This is a genomic window from Streptomyces sp. NPDC091282, assembly GCF_044757385.1.
Classification (GTDB): domain Bacteria; phylum Actinomycetota; class Actinomycetes; order Streptomycetales; family Streptomycetaceae; genus Streptomyces; species Streptomyces gramineus.
In genome coordinates this window covers 979,566-996,162 of the sequence record NZ_JBIVUX010000003.1, presented here as the reverse complement: position 1 = coordinate 996,162, position 16,597 = coordinate 979,566, and the positions used below count along the sequence as shown (strand labels likewise).

Annotated in this window: 14 protein-coding genes and 1 tRNA gene; 1 reads left to right on the top strand and 14 read right to left on the bottom strand. The window is 70.2% G+C overall.

Annotated elements, in window-relative coordinates; genetic code table 11:
- Positions 1 to 6: 6 nt before the first annotated feature.
- From ACIQOE_RS18490 to ACIQOE_RS18455, 8 genes are all read right to left on the bottom strand, one after another.
- Entirely contained in the window at positions 7 to 1,818 is a 1,812-nt protein-coding gene (locus tag ACIQOE_RS18490) for a trypsin-like serine protease (protein WP_401412397.1), read from the bottom strand.
- Positions 1,819 to 1,954: 136 nt separating this feature from the next.
- Positions 1,955 to 3,976 carry a transcription termination factor Rho gene (gene rho / locus ACIQOE_RS18485; protein ID WP_351321931.1) on the bottom strand — a complete coding sequence of 674 codons (2,022 nt, stop codon included), beginning with the start codon at positions 3,974 to 3,976 and terminating at the stop codon, positions 1,955 to 1,957.
- A gap of 404 nt (positions 3,977 to 4,380) precedes the next feature.
- A complete protein-coding gene (gene thrB, locus ACIQOE_RS18480) occupies positions 4,381 to 5,310 on the bottom strand; it encodes a homoserine kinase (RefSeq protein ID WP_351321929.1) in 930 nt (309 codons plus the stop codon).
- A 333-nt stretch (positions 5,311 to 5,643) separates the two neighbouring features.
- Positions 5,644 to 6,702, bottom strand: coding sequence for a threonine synthase (gene thrC, locus ACIQOE_RS18475; RefSeq protein ID WP_351321927.1), 1,059 nt, complete (start codon positions 6,700 to 6,702; stop codon positions 5,644 to 5,646).
- 6 nt (positions 6,703 to 6,708) lie between these two features.
- Positions 6,709 to 8,001 (bottom strand): homoserine dehydrogenase, encoded by a 1,293-nt coding sequence (locus tag ACIQOE_RS18470; RefSeq protein ID WP_351321925.1) that lies wholly within the window; start codon positions 7,999 to 8,001, stop codon positions 6,709 to 6,711.
- Positions 8,002 to 8,181: 180 nt separating this feature from the next.
- Entirely contained in the window at positions 8,182 to 9,573 is a 1,392-nt protein-coding gene (gene lysA, locus ACIQOE_RS18465; RefSeq protein WP_401412394.1) for a diaminopimelate decarboxylase, read from the bottom strand.
- Between the two features lie 16 nt (positions 9,574 to 9,589).
- Positions 9,590 to 10,576, bottom strand: coding sequence for an ArgS-related anticodon-binding protein NrtL (gene nrtL, locus ACIQOE_RS18460; protein WP_351321921.1), 987 nt, complete (start codon positions 10,574 to 10,576; stop codon positions 9,590 to 9,592).
- Positions 10,577 to 10,996: 420 nt separating this feature from the next.
- Entirely contained in the window at positions 10,997 to 11,584 is a 588-nt protein-coding gene (locus tag ACIQOE_RS18455; RefSeq protein WP_351321919.1) for a response regulator, read from the bottom strand.
- A gap of 98 nt (positions 11,585 to 11,682) precedes the next feature.
- On the opposite strand from ACIQOE_RS18455, the gene ACIQOE_RS18450 reads away from it, so the two are divergent.
- A tRNA-Arg gene (locus ACIQOE_RS18450) sits at positions 11,683 to 11,754 on the top strand.
- A 213-nt stretch (positions 11,755 to 11,967) separates the two neighbouring features.
- Here ACIQOE_RS18450 and ACIQOE_RS18445 read toward each other — a convergent pair.
- From ACIQOE_RS18445 to ACIQOE_RS18420, 6 genes are all read right to left on the bottom strand, one after another.
- Positions 11,968 to 12,312, bottom strand: coding sequence for a hypothetical protein (locus ACIQOE_RS18445; RefSeq protein WP_401412391.1), 345 nt, complete (start codon positions 12,310 to 12,312; stop codon positions 11,968 to 11,970).
- A gap of 112 nt (positions 12,313 to 12,424) precedes the next feature.
- Positions 12,425 to 13,312 carry a nuclease-related domain-containing protein gene (locus ACIQOE_RS18440; protein ID WP_401412389.1) on the bottom strand — a complete coding sequence of 296 codons (888 nt, stop codon included), beginning with the start codon at positions 13,310 to 13,312 and terminating at the stop codon, positions 12,425 to 12,427.
- A gap of 107 nt (positions 13,313 to 13,419) precedes the next feature.
- A complete protein-coding gene (locus ACIQOE_RS18435; RefSeq protein ID WP_401412387.1) occupies positions 13,420 to 14,793 on the bottom strand; it encodes a tyrosine-type recombinase/integrase in 1,374 nt (457 codons plus the stop codon).
- Positions 14,790 to 14,960 (bottom strand): helix-turn-helix transcriptional regulator, encoded by a 171-nt coding sequence (locus ACIQOE_RS18430; protein WP_384489325.1) that lies wholly within the window; start codon positions 14,958 to 14,960, stop codon positions 14,790 to 14,792. The genes ACIQOE_RS18435 and ACIQOE_RS18430 overlap by 4 nt, the downstream gene beginning before the upstream one ends.
- Positions 14,961 to 14,976: 16 nt before the next feature.
- Positions 14,977 to 16,341, bottom strand: a complete 1,365-nt coding sequence (gene repSA, locus ACIQOE_RS18425; protein WP_401412385.1) for a replication initiator protein RepSA — start codon at positions 16,339 to 16,341, stop codon at positions 14,977 to 14,979.
- Positions 16,334 to 16,519, bottom strand: coding sequence for a hypothetical protein (locus ACIQOE_RS18420; RefSeq protein WP_401412383.1), 186 nt, complete (start codon positions 16,517 to 16,519; stop codon positions 16,334 to 16,336). Before ACIQOE_RS18420 ends, repSA begins: the two co-directional genes overlap by 8 nt.
- Positions 16,520 to 16,597 lie beyond the last annotated feature (78 nt).

Here is a 16,597-nt window from a genome sequence, read left to right as displayed (position 1 = left end):
GGCGTTTCAGCCGAAGATGTCGTACTGCTGGAATCCGGTGCCGAGCGACTTCCTTGTGCCGAAGATCTCACTGGTCGCCTTGCCGGTACCCGGGTAGAGGTACAGCGTGCCGGCGGTCGTGCGGGCGACCAGGTCGGCCCTGCCGTCGCCGGTCATGTCGCCGACCGCGGCGAGGGTGTTGAAGCCGGTCCAGCCGGAACGGACCTTCACCCGGGCCGAGAAGAGGCCGGTGCCGGACTTGCCGGTGCCCTTGTACAGGTAGAGGTCGCCGCCGCTGCTCTTCCGGGCCAGCAGGTCGGCCTTGCCGTCGCCGTTGAAGTCGCCGACGCCGCGCAGCTGGTTGTACTGGCTCCAGCCGCCGCCGACGCGGACACGGGCGGCGAAGGTGCCGTTGCCCTTGCCCGGGTACAGCCACAGGACGCCGGAGGAGTCCTCGGAGAGCACGTCGGGCAGGTAGTCCCCGGTGAGGTCACCGGGGATGACGGTGGCCTTGCGGGTCTTCCAGTTGGTGAAGAGCTTCGTCTTGACCCACGAGCCGTCGGTCTGGGCGCTGTTCAGTGCGAAGTGGTACCAGTAGACGTCGCCGGTGGAGGCCATCCGGTAGACGAGGTCCTGGAAGCCGTCCCGGTTGAGGTCGGCCTGGAGCACGAGGTTGGCGCCGGTGAAGTCGCCGCGGGCCGTCCGGGTGGCGAGCGAGGTGCCCTTGGAGTCCAGCTCGTAGCCGACGCGGGTCGACGACTTGCGCGCGAACAGGTCGGCCTTGCCGTCGGTGTAGCTCAGGTTGGAGTCGGCGATCTGCGCGTAGGCGGCACCGGCGTAGGTGCTGACCTTCGTGAAGACGGGGTAGGCGCCCTTGGCGACACAGTCCTCGACGCCCCAGGAGACGACGCCGACGACGCGGCCCGCGACGACCAGCGGACCACCGGAGTCGCCGTTGCAGGTGGTGGTCGTGCCGGTGTCGGAGCCGGTGGCGGCCTTGCCGACGCAGACCATGTGGCCCTTGACGAAGTCGGTGCTGCCGTAGACGCCGTTGCAGGTGGTGTCGGACTGGACCGGCAGTGTGGCCGTCTTCAGCGTCCCGGAGATGTCGTCCGTGGTGGAGGTGGTGCGGCCCCACCCGTAGACCTTGGCGCTGGTGTTGGTCTTGTAGGAGGTCGTGTCGGTGTTGGTCGTCATCCGGATCGGCGTGGCCTTGACCGGGGCGGCCAGGGTGAGCACGGCGATGTCGTTGTTGGGAGCGCCGTGGGCCGACACGGTGTACGACGGGTGGTTCCACTGCCGCAGCACACCGGAGACGGTGCCGCCGTGCAGGTTGGCGCTGCCGTCGGCGTTGGTGGTGGGCAGCGACGCGGTGCCGGTGACCACCGCGGAGTCGGTGGTGCTCCACTTGAAACCCTTGACGCAGTGCGCGGCCGTCAGGATCTTCGTGGGCGAGATGACCGAGCCGCCGCAGAAGAAGCCGACGTCGTCACTGGTGCTGGCAGTGCCCTTGTCGTCGTAGTACCAGAGCTGGGCCATCCACGGCGCCGAGGCGATGGTGGCCGTACCGCCACCGATGATCTTCGGCGAGACGGCCGAACCGCTCGCGGTGGCGGTGTGCTTCTTCGTGGTCTTGCTGTCGGCGGTGACCGCACGGGCGATCCGCTTGTTCAGGGCTGCCTGCGACGGCGCGCTGACCGGCGGTCCCCCCGTGACCGCCGGCCCGGTGTCCGCGCTCGCGGACGTCGAGATCAGTGCCGCGACCGCCGCCGCGGCGACGGGCAGCGCGAACCGTATCCGGCGTCTGTGCCGACCGCTCCCGGACGTGGGTGTACCCACTTAAGTCCCCCCTCGGGATCAGGAATTCGAAATTCGATCAACAGACCGAAGGGCGAGATCGTACACCGGGCCGGACAACGCCAGAAGCCGTCCCCCAGCGGGGGACGGCTTCCGTTTATGGAGATCTGCGAAGGCGTCAGTCGCCGTTGCCCGGCGTCGGGGTCGTCTTCTGGATCTGCATCAGGAACTCGACGTTCGACTTCGTCTGCTTCATCTTGTCGAGCAGCAGCTCGATCGCCTGCTGCTGGTCGAGCGCGTGCAGCACCCGGCGCAGCTTCCAGACGACCGCGAGCTCCTCGTTGCCGAGCAGGATCTCTTCCTTACGGGTGCCGGACGCGTCGACGTCCACCGCCGGGAAGATGCGCTTGTCGGCGAGCTTCCGGTCGAGCTTGAGCTCCATGTTGCCGGTGCCCTTGAACTCCTCGAAGATCACCTCGTCCATGCGGGACCCGGTGTCCACCAGGGCGGTGGCGAGGATCGTCAGCGAACCGCCGTCCTCGATGTTGCGGGCCGCACCGAAGAAGCGCTTCGGCGGGTACAGGGCCGTCGAGTCGACACCACCGGACAGGATGCGGCCGGAGGCCGGGGCGGCGAGGTTGTACGCACGGCCCAGACGCGTGATCGAGTCGAGCAGCACGACGACGTCGTGGCCCAGCTCCACCAGACGCTTGGCGCGCTCGATGGCGAGCTCGGCGACCGTGGTGTGGTCCTCGGCCGGACGGTCGAAGGTCGAGGAGATGACCTCGCCCTTGACCGACCGCTGCATGTCGGTGACCTCTTCCGGACGCTCGTCGACCAGGACGACCATCAGGTGGCACTCGGGGTTGTTGTGCGTGATCGCGTTGGCGATCGCCTGCATGATCATGGTCTTGCCGGTCTTCGGCGGGGCCACGATCAGACCGCGCTGGCCCTTGCCGATCGGCGACACGAGGTCGATGATCCGCGTGGTCAGCACGCCCGGGTCGGTCTCCAGACGGAGCCGGTCCTGCGGGTAGAGCGGCGTCAGCTTGTTGAACTCCGGTCGGCCGCGGCCGTGTTCGGGCGCCATGCCGTTGACGGAGTCGAGGCGGACCAGCGCGTTGAACTTCTCGCGGCGCTCGCCCTCCTTCGGCTGGCGGACCGCACCGGTGACGTGGTCGCCCTTGCGCAGGCCGTTCTTGCGGACCTGGGCGAGGGAGACGTACACGTCGTTGGGACCCGGCAGGTAGCCGGAGGTCCGGATGAACGCGTAGTTGTCGAGGATGTCGAGGATGCCCGCGACGGGGATCAGGACGTCGTCGTCGGCCACCTGCGGCTCGGCGCCGCCCATCTCGTCACGGCCGCGACGGCCACGGCGGTCGCGGTAGCGGCCGCGACGGCCACGGCGGCCGCCGTCGAAGTCGTCGTCGTCCTGCGGGCCGGTGTTGCGGTCCTGACGGCCGCCGCCCTGCTGCTGCGGCTGCTGCCGGTCGCGGTCCTGACGGTCCCGGCCGCCGCCCTGGCCGCCCTGGCCGCCGCCCTGCTGGTCGTCGCCCTTGCCGCGCCGGTCGCGGTCCCGGCCGCGGTCACGGCGGTCCCGGCGGCCACGGCCCTCGCCGTCGGCGTCGCCCTGCGGCTGCGCGGCGGACGTCTCGCCCTTCGCCTCGCCCTTCGCCTCGGCGACGACGGTCTCGGCACCGCTCGCGGTGGGGCTGCCGGCCTCCGCGGTGGCCCGGCGACGGCGGCGCTCGGCCGGCGCGTCGTCGGCGCCGCGCTCGGCGTCGCCCGTGCGGCCGGCGGGCTGGCCGGGGATCTCGATCTGCTGCTGGGCCACGGCCTGCTCGGCCGGGGCCGCGGCCTGCTCCGCCTTCTTCTCGGCGCCCTCGTCACCCGTACGGGCCTTGGAGGTCGCCCGGCGCTTCGGCTTGGTCTCGGCAGCGCTCTCGGCGGCCTTGGGGGCGCCGCCACCGGCCTGCGCCTCCTTGATGACCTCGATCAGCTGGCTCTTGCGCATCCGCGCCGTGCCCCTGATGCCGAGGCCGGATGCGACCTGCTGAAGCTCGGCCAGCACCATGCCCTCGAGGCCGGTACCGCGGCGCCGCCGGGAGCCGGCACCGGCGGCAGGCGCGGAGGCGTCCGTGGCGGGCGCGGCAGCGGTCTCCTCGACACGTGCGCCCATCAGATCGGTGGTGTCGCTCACGAAGGGTCCTTCCCTGGAGCGGACGTCGGCCTGTCTGGCTCGGCGACCGGTTGTGCTGTCCGGCTGCGGTCCTTGCTGTGTGGACCGTGCCGGGGCGGTGGTCCGCCTAAGCGGCGGAGAGAATTTCTGATGACGGCGCTTCCTCAGCCGTGGCACCCGGTGTCACGAGGCGTGGTAGCACCAATTCCGGAGCGTGCCCAGCGGCCCGCTCAGTGTCCGCGTACGACGTACTGCCCAGGTACGGCATTCGAGACGCTGAGTGGCTTGGGAGACTCCCGGAAGAATGTCTGTCCCGGACGGGGACACGAAGCACCTCGCCATGGTGAGGTCGGGTGCAGACTTGAGGTTAACACTACCGGATCCAACAAACATTCCCCCTCTCCAAATCCGGCAACCGTGTGCGGTCACATGTCACTGGCGGGCGCGAGCGGCAGCACGCTCGCTCCCTGGACGTCGAGGTTCAGCCGGTTGGCGGCCCAGTCCGCGCCCGCCAGGGCCTCGACCTTGTCGGCGCTCGCGGCGTCGACCAGTGCCATGACGGTGGGTCCCGCGCCGGAGATCACGGCCGGGATCCCGTCGGCGCGCAGCCGCTCCACCAGTGCCGCGCTCTCCGGCATGGCCGGGGCGCGGTACTCCTGGTGCAGCCGGTCCTCGGTGGCCGGCAGCAGCAGCTCGGGGCGCCTGGTGAGGGCCTCGACGAGCAGCGCGGCACGGCCCGCGTTGGCGGCGGCGTCGACGTGCGGCACGGTGCGCGGGAGCAGTCCGCGCGCGGTCTCCGTCAGCACCGGCTTCCCGGGCACGAAAACCACCGGAACGATGGAATCGGCGGGCTGCATCCTGATCGCCCGGGCGGCGCCGGACTCCATCCAGGAGAGCGTGAAGCCGCCCAGCAGACAGGCCGCGACGTTGTCGGGGTGGCCCTCGATCTCGGTGGCGAGTTCGAGGAGCGCGGCGTCGTCGAGCCGGGCCTCTCCGCCTATGGTCACGGCTCGCGCGGCGACGATGCCCGCGCAGATGGCGGCGGAGGAGGAGCCCAGGCCGCGGCCGTGCGGAATGCGGTTGGCGCACACGATCTCCAGGCCGCGGGGCTGTCCGCCGAGCAGGTCGAAGGCGGTGCGCAGGGAGCGTACGAGCAGGTGGCTCTCGTCACGCGGCAGCGTCTCGCTGCCCTCACCCGCGATGTCGATGTGCAGCCCGGAGTCGGCCACCCGGACGACCACGTCGTCGTAGAGCCCCAGCGCGAGGCCCAGGGCGTCGAAGCCCGGACCGAGGTTGGCGCTGGTGGCAGGGGTGCGCACCCGGACGGCGGCGGCGCGGAACGCTGGACCGGCCATCGCTCGATGACTCTCCTTGAGCTGCGTGATGGTCGAATGACACTCGATAGGTACCGGAGGGAACCTCGGGCCGCGCGGAGGCGGCACGGCACCGCGCCGTATGCGCAGGCATATGCAGCGGGCGGTTTCGGTACAGCCTATCGAAGGAAGGTTCTGTGGCGACATAGGGCGCACAGGAGGCGCACGATGCGTGTCGTAAGCCCCTCGTGCCCCCTCCCTAGGGACTCCGCCGTTTAGGACGCCCCGGTCCGTCCACCGGTTGCCCGGCGAGGGCGGGGCGAGGGTTGCCCGAGCGCCGCTCAAGCGGTTCCCGGGCAACCCTCCAGCGGTTCTCTAGCCGAGCCCGAGCCGTTCGGCGGCGGCGGCCGCGTCGACGGGGACGGTGACCGGCTGCGGAGCGCCGGCGACGGCCCAGTCGGGGTCCTTCAGGCCGTTGCCGGTGACCGTGCAGACGATGCGCTGGCCCGGGTCGACCTTGCCCTGTTCGGCGGCCTTGAGCAGACCGGCCACGGAGGCGGCCGAGGCGGGCTCCACGAAGACGCCCTCCTGCGCGGCCAACAGCCGGTAGGCGCGCAGGATCTCACGGTCCGTCACCTCGTCGATGAACCCCTCGGACTCGTCCCGGGCCGCGAGCGCGAACTGCCAGGAGGCGGGGTTGCCGATCCGGATCGCGGTGGCGATGGTCGAGGGGTCCTTGACGATCTCGCCGCGGACGATCGGGGCGCTGCCGGAGGCCTGGAAACCCCACATCCGCGGGGTCCGCGCGCAGACGCCGTCGGCGGCGTACTCCTTGTACCCCTTCCAGTACGCCGTGATGTTGCCCGCGTTGCCGACCGGCAGGACGTGGATGTCGGGCGCGTCGCCGAGCATGTCGACGATCTCGAAGGCGGCCGTCTTCTGCCCCTCGATGCGTACCGGGTTCACCGAATTGACCAGCGCCACCGGGTAGTTCTCGCTCAGCTTGCGGGCGAGGGTGAGGCAGTCGTCGAAGTTGCCGTCGACCTGGAGGATCTTGGCGCCGTGCACGAGGGCCTGGCCCATCTTGCCGAGCGCGATCTTGCCCTGCGGGACGAGCACGGCCGAGACCATGCCCGCGCGCACGGCGTAGGCGGCCGCGGAGGCGGAGGTGTTGCCGGTGGAGGCGCAGATGACCGCCTGCGCGCCCTCCTCCTTGGCCTTGCTGATCGCCATGGTCATGCCGCGGTCCTTGAAGGACCCGGTCGGGTTCGCGCCCTCCACCTTCAGGTGGACCTCGCACCCCGTGCGCTCGGAGAGCACCTGCGCGGGCACGAGAGGCGTGCCGCCCTCGCGGAGCGTCACGACCGGCGTGGTGTCGGAGACGGGCAGCCGGTCCCGGTACTCCTCGATGATTCCGCGCCACTGGTGGGTCATTGCTGGTTACTCTCCTTCAACCCGCATGATGCTGGCGACACCCCGCACGGTGTCGAGCTTGCGCAGCGCCTCGACGGTCCCGGACAGGGAGGCGTCGGAGGCCCGGTGGGTGACGACGACGAGGGAGGCCTCGCCGTCCTTGCCGGTCTGGCGAACCGTATCGATGGAAACCCCGTGCTCGGAGAACACGGTGGCGACCTGGGCAAGAACACCCGGTTTGTCGGCGACGTCGAGGCTGATGTGGTAGCGCGTGACGACATCGCCCATCGGCGACACGGGCAGGGCGGCGTACGCCGACTCGCCGGGCCCCGTCGCCCCGCTGAGCCGGTTGCGGCAGACGGCGACCAGGTCGCCGAGGACCGCGGAGGCGGTCGGGGCGCCGCCGGCGCCGGGACCGTAGAACATCAGCTGACCGGCCGCGTCCGACTCCACGAACACCGCGTTGTAGGCGCCGCGCACGGACGCGAGCGGATGGGTCAGCGGAATCATGGCGGGGTGCACGCGGGCCGTCACCGAGCCGCCGTCCCGGGCCCGCTCGCAGATGGCGAGCAGTTTGATGGTGCAGCCCATGTTCTTGGCGGAGGCGAAGTCCGAGGCGGTGACCTCGGTCATGCCCTCGCGGTAGACGTCGTCCAGGCGCACCCGCGAGTGGAAGGCGATACCGGCGAGGATGGCGGCCTTGGCGGCCGCGTCGAAGCCCTCGACGTCGGCGGTGGGGTCGGCTTCCGCGTAGCCGAGGGCGGTGGCCTCGTCGAGGGCCTCCTGGTAGCCGGCGCCCGTCGAGTCCATCTTGTCGAGGATGAAGTTGGTCGTGCCGTTGACGATCCCCAGCACCCGGTTGACCTTGTCGCCGGCGAGGGACTCGCGCAGCGGCCGGATCAGCGGGATGGCACCGGCGACGGCGGCCTCGTAGTAGAGGTCCCTGCCGTGCTGCTCGGCGGCCGCGTGCAGGGCGGCGCCGTCCTGGGCGAGCAGCGCCTTGTTGGCGGAGACCACCGAGGCGCCGTGCTCGAAGGCGGTGGTGATGAGGGCGCGGGCGGGCTCGATGCCGCCGATGACCTCGACGACGACGTCGATGTCGCCCCGCTTGACCAGGGCGGTCGCGTCCGTGGTGACCAGCGCCGGGTCGATGCCCTCACGCACCTTGGAGGGCCGTCGTACAGCGACACCGGCCAGCTCGACGGGGGCACCGATGCGCTGGGCGAGGTCGTCGGCGTGCGTCGTCATGATGCGCGCCACCTCTGAGCCGACTACCCCACAGCCCAGCAGCGCCACCTTCAGCGGACGCGTACGCATCATCCGACCTCGTTTCCTCATACCGTCTACGGTTGGACCAGTCTCACTCACCGGACGGGAGTTTCTACCCTTCGTCCGGATCGTGAGACATCTATTTCATTGTGCGGCGGCACCGGACAGGAGATCTTCCGCCGGTATCCCGGCGGCATCCCGCGGGTATCCCCGCCGGTCCCTCCGGCCGTGTCAGCCGACGTCGAGACGGAGGAGGTCGTCCTCCGTCTCGCGGCGGACGATGACCCGCGACTCGCCGTCGCGCACCGCGACCACCGGCGGCCGCAGCACGTGGTTGTAGTTGCTCGCCATGGACCGGCAGTACGCGCCGGTGGCCGGTACGGCGATCAGGTCACCCGGTGCCAGGTCGCCCGGCAGGAACGCGTCCTTGACGACGATGTCCCCGCTCTCGCAGTGCTTGCCCACCACCCGGGCGAGCATCGGCTCGGCGTCGCTGGTCCGGGACACCAGCGCGACGCTGTACTCGGCGTCGTACAGCGCGGTCCTGATGTTGTCGGACATGCCGCCGTCGACGGAGACGTACGTGCGCAGCCCGTCCAGGGGCTTGACGGTGCCGACCTCGTAGAGCGTGAAGGCGGTCGGACCGACGATGGCCCGCCCCGGCTCCACGGAGATCCGCGGGGTGCGCAGCCTGGCGGCCTCGCACTCGCGCGTCACGATCTCGGTGAGGGCCTTGGCGATCTCGTGCGGCTCCCGCGGATCGTCGTCGCTCGTGTACGCGATGCCGAGCCCGCCGCCCAGGTCGATCTCGGGCAGTTCGACGCCGTGCTCGTCACGGATGTCCTTCAGCAGCCCCACGACCCGGTGCGCGGCGACCTCGAAGCCGGACATGTCGAAGATCTGCGACCCGATGTGCGAGTGGATCCCGATGACGTCGAGCCCGTCGAGCTGCAGCGCCCGCCGCACCGCCTCGGCGGCCTGCCCGCCGGCCAGCGGGATGCCGAACTTCTGGTCCTCGTGGGCGGTGGCGATGAACTCGTGCGTGTGGGCCTCGACGCCGACGGTGACACGGATCTGCACGCGCTGGCGCTTGCCCCGGGACTGGGCGATGTGGGCGACCCGCACGATCTCCTGGAAGGAGTCGAGGACGATCCGCCCGACGCCGGCCTCGACCGCCCGCTCGATCTCCCGCGTCGACTTGTTGTTGCCGTGGAAGGCGATCCGGTCGGCGGGCATCCCGGCGGACAGGGCGGTGGCCAGCTCGCCGCCGGAGCACACGTCGAGGTTGAGCCCCTCCTCGTGCAGCCAGCGCACGACGGCCCGGGACAGGAAGGCCTTGCCGGCGTAGAAGACGTCGGCGTCCGGACCGAAGGCGGTGCGCCAGGCACGCGCCCGGGCACGGAAGTCGTCCTCGTCGAGGACGTAGGCGGGGGTGCCGATCTGCTCGGCGAGGGTCTTCACGTCGACACCGCCGACGGTGACGACCCCGTCGGCGTCCCGCCCGACGGTCTGGGCCCACACCTTGGGGTCGAGCGAGTTCAGGTCGGCGGGCGGAGCGGCGTAGTGCCCCTCGGGCAGGACGTCGGCGTGACGGGGCCCGGCGGGGTGCGCGGAACGGCTCATTGCTCTTTGGGCTCTCTCAGAGGTGATCGGGTGCGTCGATGCCGAGCAGGGACAGGCCGCCGGCCAGCACCGTCCCGGTGGCTTCGGCGAGGGCGAGCCGGGCACGGTGGGCGACCGAGGGTTTCTCGTCGCCGCGGGGCAGCACGGTCGGCAGGAACGGCAGGGCGGCATCGGCGACGGTGACGAGATGCCGGGCCAGCCGGTCGGGAGCGCGGTGGGTGGCCGCGGCGGTGAGGATGCGCGGGTAGTCGGCGAGGGCGGTGACGAGGGCACCGCAGGCGCCGGGCGCGGCGGGCACGTCACCTGGTTCGGCGCCGAAGCCGAGCCGTCCCGCACCGCGGCCGACGGCCCGTGTCCTGGCGTGGGCGTAGCGCACCCGGAAGAGCGGGTTGCTCTCGCGCTGCACCAGGTGGTCGGCGGTGATCCTGGGCCGGTCGTGGGCGGCGGGGTGCAACAGGGCCCACTGGGCGGCGTCGGGCCCGAGCGGCGCCGGGTCCTCGGGCGCGGGCACGGGGCGCAGGCTGACGGGCTCGCCGTGCCCGACCTCACCGCGCCCGCCCTGGGTCGCGACGATCCGTACGACGGCGTCGGCGACGACCTCGGCCCGGACGTCGTACGGCACCCGCAGCGCGACCACCTGCCCGGCGAGGGCGTCACCGTGGCCGTAGCCGGACCCGAGGGCGCGGATCTCCGCGACCAGGGTCGCGGTGGGGGACGCGGCGGGGCTGAGGCTGATGTTGAGGAACCCGGGCCCGGTGACGACCACGTCGGCGACTCCGTCGGCCGCCACGAGACGCGGCGCCAGGATCTCGGCGACGCGCAACGGCGACTGCCCGGCCGGGCGGGCCAGCTGCAGCGCGATGTTGGTGGCGTAGTCCCCGCACCCACCGGGCCCCGGCACCGTCACCACGGCCCGCTCCGGCACCCTCACACTCAGCTCCCCCTCATCGACGGCACACCGCACCGCGCACAGCACGGTACGGGAGAGCTCGACGGGGGTCACGGGACAAGCGTAGGGGAGGAGGGGGTGGGGCGGTCGACCTGATTTGGGGGCTTGTCCGGGATGTGGACGGTGGGGGGGTGGGGGCTTTGGTTGGGGAGGGTGGCGGTGGGGGTGGGGTGGGTTCGTGTGCGGGTTGGCGGAGGGGTTCGCGGAGGGGGCTGGGGGGCTGGGGGGGGCTGACTCGGTGAAGACCGCCGCGGGATTTCAGCGCGGGCACGCGGACAGGCAGGCACGCGGATACGCGGGCGGACTCGCTTCGGCCCCGGAGGCAGATTCAGCGGGAACCCACCGGCGAGTCACCTCGGGCTCAGGGGTGGGGTCATCCGGAACCGAACCTACGGAGCGATTCGCCTCGGACCCATGGGACCCATCGGACCCATCGGACACACCGGGCTCATCGAACTCACGAGGGGGGCTGATTCAGTGCGGGCTCACGGGCTGATGCGGCGGCCGAACGGAACCGCCCCCCGCCCGCTCCCCCGACACCCCGACGTCATCGCTGCCGCCACCGTCTCCCCGGCGCGCCCGCCCCTCGGCCTCCGCGTCTGCCTCCCTGTCCGAGTCCGACTCGGCCGGCCGCCTGAGCTCCATCAACTCCCGGACGAGCCGTACAAGTTCCGAGGGCTCGAAGGGCTTGGCGAGGAAGGCGTCGACACCGGCGTCGAGGCCGCTCTCGACCTCGTACTGAGTGCAGGCGCTGACGATGGCGAGCGGAAGGTCCTGGGTGCGAGGGTCGGCCCGGAGCAGAGCGGCGGTCCGCAGACCGTCGAGACGGGGCATGACGACGTCGAGGGTGATCACATCGGGCTGCACCTGATGAACGACATCCAGACACTCGGCACCATCGGCCGCGGTCACGACCTCGAGACCCTCCAGTTCGAGATTGACCCTGATCAGCTGGCGGATGACCTTGTTGTCGTCCACAACAAGCACCCGACCCGACGCCCCTGGCACAACTCGAGAGTAGGTCCGGACCGGCCACCGCGTCCGGGTTTTCCCGACTTCCACCCCACGCGGGCGCCCACCCCGGCAAACCCGTTCCTGATCACCCCGACCGAGCTGGTAGTGTTCTACCCGTCGCCGCGAGCAACAGCTCAACGCCAGACGCCCCCGTAGCTCAGGGGATAGAGCAACGGCCTCCGGAGCCGTGTGCGCAGGTTCGAATCCTGCCGGGGGCACCCCTTATGAGGTGCCCAAAGACCCCGTCACCAGCGGAAACGCTGAGGCCGGGGTCTTCTTGCATGTGCAGGCGTATGCGGCCTGAAGCGGCCGTATGTCGGGGTCCGTGGACGAGGCGTGGACGGGATCTTGGAGCATCGCCGCAGGTGAGCCTGCGAAACGGCGAGGCCCCCCAGGCAGTTCACCACCGGATCTCGTACGCGACTCAGCGATCACCCTTGGGTCTCGCGAACCAGGGTGCCGTCCCCTTCGTAGAGCTCCAGGGAGTACCTCAGACCGCAGCGGCGGAGTACGCCGTCGAGCTCGTCAAAACGCTGCGGGTCGACAACACCGTTCAGCAGAACGTCCGGGCCATCAATCGGGGCGATCTCTAGCTGGCACCAGCTGGTTTCGACCTCGCAGTCGTGCCAGGAAGACGACCTGGAATCCCACCCCGCCTTCACGAAGTGCTGGGCCACCGCAGAGGCATCCCGGCAGCTGCGCAGAACCCCGCATACGTTGTTGCCGACCTCCGCCCACTCCGGATCGAGCTTCTGGCCATCGTCGGATATGTCCATGCCGGAAGTATGGAGCCCCGGGCCGCGTGCGATCACTTGTATTCGCGCGGCAGTTCCTCGATACGCCGGTTGGCGACGTCCTGCCGTCCGTCGAGGCACTTCGCGTAGCGGGTCAGCTCCTTCGTGTCGCAGCCGGCGGGAACTGGCTCCAGGCCTGGCGATGGCGAGCAACGCTGTACACCTGCTCGACCCGCTCGGCCGTCAGCACCCCTGAAAGCGGCGCCAGTGCCGCTACCTCGCGCTCCCGGTACACGCGCACGCTGAGCTGCGTGGCGACCACCTTCAAGTCGGTCACGCCGACGAAGACGAGCATCGGTTCCACCGGTACAGGAAAGCCGCAATAGCGCTCAAGCACTCGGGCTACCCGCTTGGCCTCCGCCCGGCTCTTGCGCGCGTAGGGCGCCGGCTTTCCACGATCGACCTTCACGGAGTCGTCGCCGACCCATACAGCCCTTTTGTGATGGTGCTTCGTATTGATGCTGAACACGCCACCGGGCCCGATCAGCAAGTGATCGACATCCACCTTGTCGGCCAGGGGAATGGAGTGCAGGACCCGCCACCCGTGACGCGCCAGGCGGTTCAGCTCGGCTCCCACCCTCTGCTCCCCCGCCAGTCCCTTCCGCCAGGAGTCCCACTCGGTGGGGCGTCGCAGGAGCTGTGCGACCACTTGCTCGATCAGGCTTGGCCCGGACTTGTCGAGCAGGTCTCGGAGAGACTCGCCGGGGCGGTTGGCGGACAGGTCGTCGGCCGTCGTCAGAGGCGGTAGCGGCGGCAGCCGCTCAGCCTCGGGCGTCCTGGGCGTCTTCTGTGGCGGAGCCGGTTCGGAGTTGTTCTGTAAGTGGTCTGTCAGTACGGCGATCACGTCGTCGCGGTACTCGGCGACCAGGACCGTGATGTCCCCCGTCTTCGCATCCGCCCAGCCGACCGCCGCACCGTCAGGCAAGTTGGCATACAGGCGATCATATCCGTACCGCTTCCAGCGCGTGACTTTCAGCTCCACGAGTCCCCCCTCGTCCGCTCTCGACTCGAAGCGTCGCAGCAGGTAGGGCGCAAAACGAGAGAGGCCCCGGACAAGTTGCCCGGGGCCTCGATGGGGTGCAGCGTGTCTCACTCGTACTCGCGAAGCAGGTCCTCAATCCGCCGGTTGCCGACGTCCTGCCGTCCGTCGAGGCACTTCGCGTAGCGGGTCAGCAGGACCTCGACGCTGTTGCCGGCACGCTCGGCCACCTCAGTCGGGTCGACACCGGCGTTGAGCCACGTCGACAGCGCTGAGTGCCGAAGGTCGTACGGCCGACTCGCGAGCGGCGAGGAGGCGGCGGACGGCGGGAGCGCGAGGAGCCGGGCTTCCTGCCAGACGCGGTAGTACGTCGAGGAGGGGACGACCGAACCCTTCTCGCTGAAGAAGAGCCGTCCGTCTTCCGCCGTGCCGAAGGTCTCCAAGTGCTCGCGGAGTGCGGCGACGAGATGGGGCGGGATCGGCACCCGCCTGACGTCCTCGCTCGGCCGGTTCTTCAAACCGCGATCGTCGTGGGTCTCCCCCGAGTCGGTCCACTGCTTGCCGACCGACGGACGAGTCCGGTGGAGCAACGCCGATCCCCAACCCTGTTCGGGGAGGTTCAGGTCCGTCTCGACGAGGCCGATCGCTTCAGCCGGCCGGAGACCGCCGAAGTACATCGCAGCGAAGAGTCCCACCAGGCGCCGACCACGGGCTCGCCGGTAGCCACCCACGTAGGAGACGGCCGCCAGGAGATTCCGAGCCTGCTCGGGGTTGGCGACAACACGAGGGTCGACCTGGTTGGAGACCTTCGGCTTCTGCCAGCGGACCGCCGTGATCGGGTTCTCGCGCAGCTCCCCCAGGTCGACCGCGTAGTTGGCAGCGTTGACGAGAGTCCGCCGCTTGCGCCGCACGGTCTCGGCTGCCGCGGCCGTGCCGTCGAGCTTGAGTTTCAGTGAGTCCAGCACCGCACGCGCCGTAGCCGGTTCAGCGAGATCTGCGAGCGGTCGCGACGCCTTCGACACCCAGTGAAGGACATTCCGTACGTCGTCCGGGACGTCTCGGTCGTCAGGCCCCGGCAAGACGAAGGCCCAGCTGCGGAGCGCCTGGCGGATGGCCTGATCGGACGGCCGCCCAGCCCGCTCGCCAAGGAGTTCCACGGTCACACTGGTGAGCGATTCGTTGATGCCGTTGCGCGTATTGGGGGCTGCATGAGGCCATTTCATGGCGAGGTACCGGAGGGCGAAGTCGTACCAGGTCACAGCCGACTTCTTCGGTTCCATCGAGTCCGGAAGCCCGGATGTCTTGTCGAATTCCTCGCCGTCGCGCATCGCCCGCATGAGCTTCGCGCGATAGTGATCAGCGAGTGCCTTCGTGCGGAATGAGTCGGAGAAGACGTTGCCCGCAACAGACCATCGGACGCCATATGAGGGCGTTTTCGTATCACGCTTTCGTACAGCCCAGACCTTCACGTCGAGAGACTTCACGCAGCGGCCTCCAGCTGCCGCAGCCACGTGGCGAAGTCACTCCGCCACACTCGCAGCTCCCCGTTGGGCAGCTTGAACGCGGCCGGCCCGTACCCCAGCTCACGCCAGCGGTAGAACGTCCGTCGAGACACTCCGCCAAGCTCGCTAAGGATCTGCGGGACGGTCATCAGCTCGTCTTTCACGTCAGGCTCCTTCCAGAGCGGAGAGTTCTTCGCGGGCGGTTTCACGGTTGTGTTGGAGGTCGCGGGCGATGGTGGCGGCGAGGGCGGATTCGCCGGGGGTGTGGCCGTGGCCGGCGTACTCCCAGTCGGCGAGGACGAGGACGGTGTCCGGCTCGCGGTCGTCCAGGCCGAGGGCTTGGCGTTCCTGTGCGGCGCGGAAGTCGGCGCGGGCCTGGCGGAGCTCCCCGAGGGTGGTGGAGTAGCGGCGGGACTTCGAGGAGAAGTGGCCGCGGAAGCCGAGCATGTGAGCCCACGCCCACAGGCGCCGTTCCGGGTAGAGCGGATCGAGCTGCTTGCACGCTTCGATGAGGCGGCGGGTGTGGTCGGGGATCTGGTGGCGGTCGAGTTCGGCGAGTTCGCCGATGCGGCGGTCCAGCGTGCCGGTGTTCTCGGCCGCCTTGGTGGCGTACTTGGCGACGTAGGAGGCCACGGCCTGTTCGGTGATGTCGGAGCCGTCGCCGAAGGCCATCACGGGGCGGACGTCGAGCTGGGTGCCCCACCGGAAGGTGCGCGCCGGCTGCGTGTCGGCGGCCGGGGCGGAGACCGAGGTGTAGGAGTGCTCGGCGGCCGCGCGGATGGCGTCGGAGAGAAGGCCGACGCTCGCCCAGGACGGCGGCAGGGTGTCTGGGCCGTCCGCTCCGTCGATGCGGATCACGGCGTGGAAGTGCAAGGCGCCACGCTTTTGGAACTCGGCGACCTTCCCGTAAGAGAGCCGGGCCGACTCCTTCAACTCCCGCTGCGACAGGCCGGCGCGGGCAGCGATCTCACGGCGGAGCCGATTGGTGAAGCGCTGCCACAGGTCGCCCACGTGGTTGTTGAACAGAATGGCGCCCGCGTAGTCGTACGTCTCCGGATCGAGGGCCGTGCCAAGCGCGGGGTCGGCAGCGGGGTGACGGGTGCCGCAACGGCAGACGCCTCGGTCGGGGCGATTGTGCACGGGGCCGAAAGACGGGGCGGTGAGGGTGGCGAAGACCCGGGGGTGATCGCGGACCGCGGACGGAATGTCGCGGCGGTCGTCTCCGGCGAGGCCCGCGCGGATGAGGTGGTACGTGTCGCCCGCATACGTCCAAGCGCAGGAGGGACAACGGGAGGCCCGCCGGTTACCGCACGCGACCCGCAGCCGTCCGCCCGGCTCACTCTCGGTCGAGTAGTGGTGGAGTGTCTGGCCGGTGGTCTTGTCCTTGCTGAGGGTCCACCCGGTGAGGTGGACGGGGTCGGCGCAGCCGCCCGTGCGGCGGATCTGCTCGTGCCAGCGGTCAAAGTCATCGGCTGAAGCCACCCTCAGCAGGTCGCCGAGGGTGGTCGGGTCGAGGAGCGCGTCAGACACGAGCACCCTCCCGGGCGGGCGAGCGGCGAGCGGTTCCGGTGCCGTGGCAGGCGGGGCAGTAGGCCGTGATGGTCCGCAGGTGGCCGTTCAGGTCGCGGCCGCCGAGGGTGATGGCGGCAGAGCCGAAGCCGTCGCAGTTCGGGCAGATCCGGGACGGCGGGCGGGTGCGGTGCGTCATGCTGGTGGTTCCTTTCGATTGCGGTTGGAAGGGGCCGGACCGTCCGGGCGGCGGCGATGCTTGGCGGCTTGTGCGCCG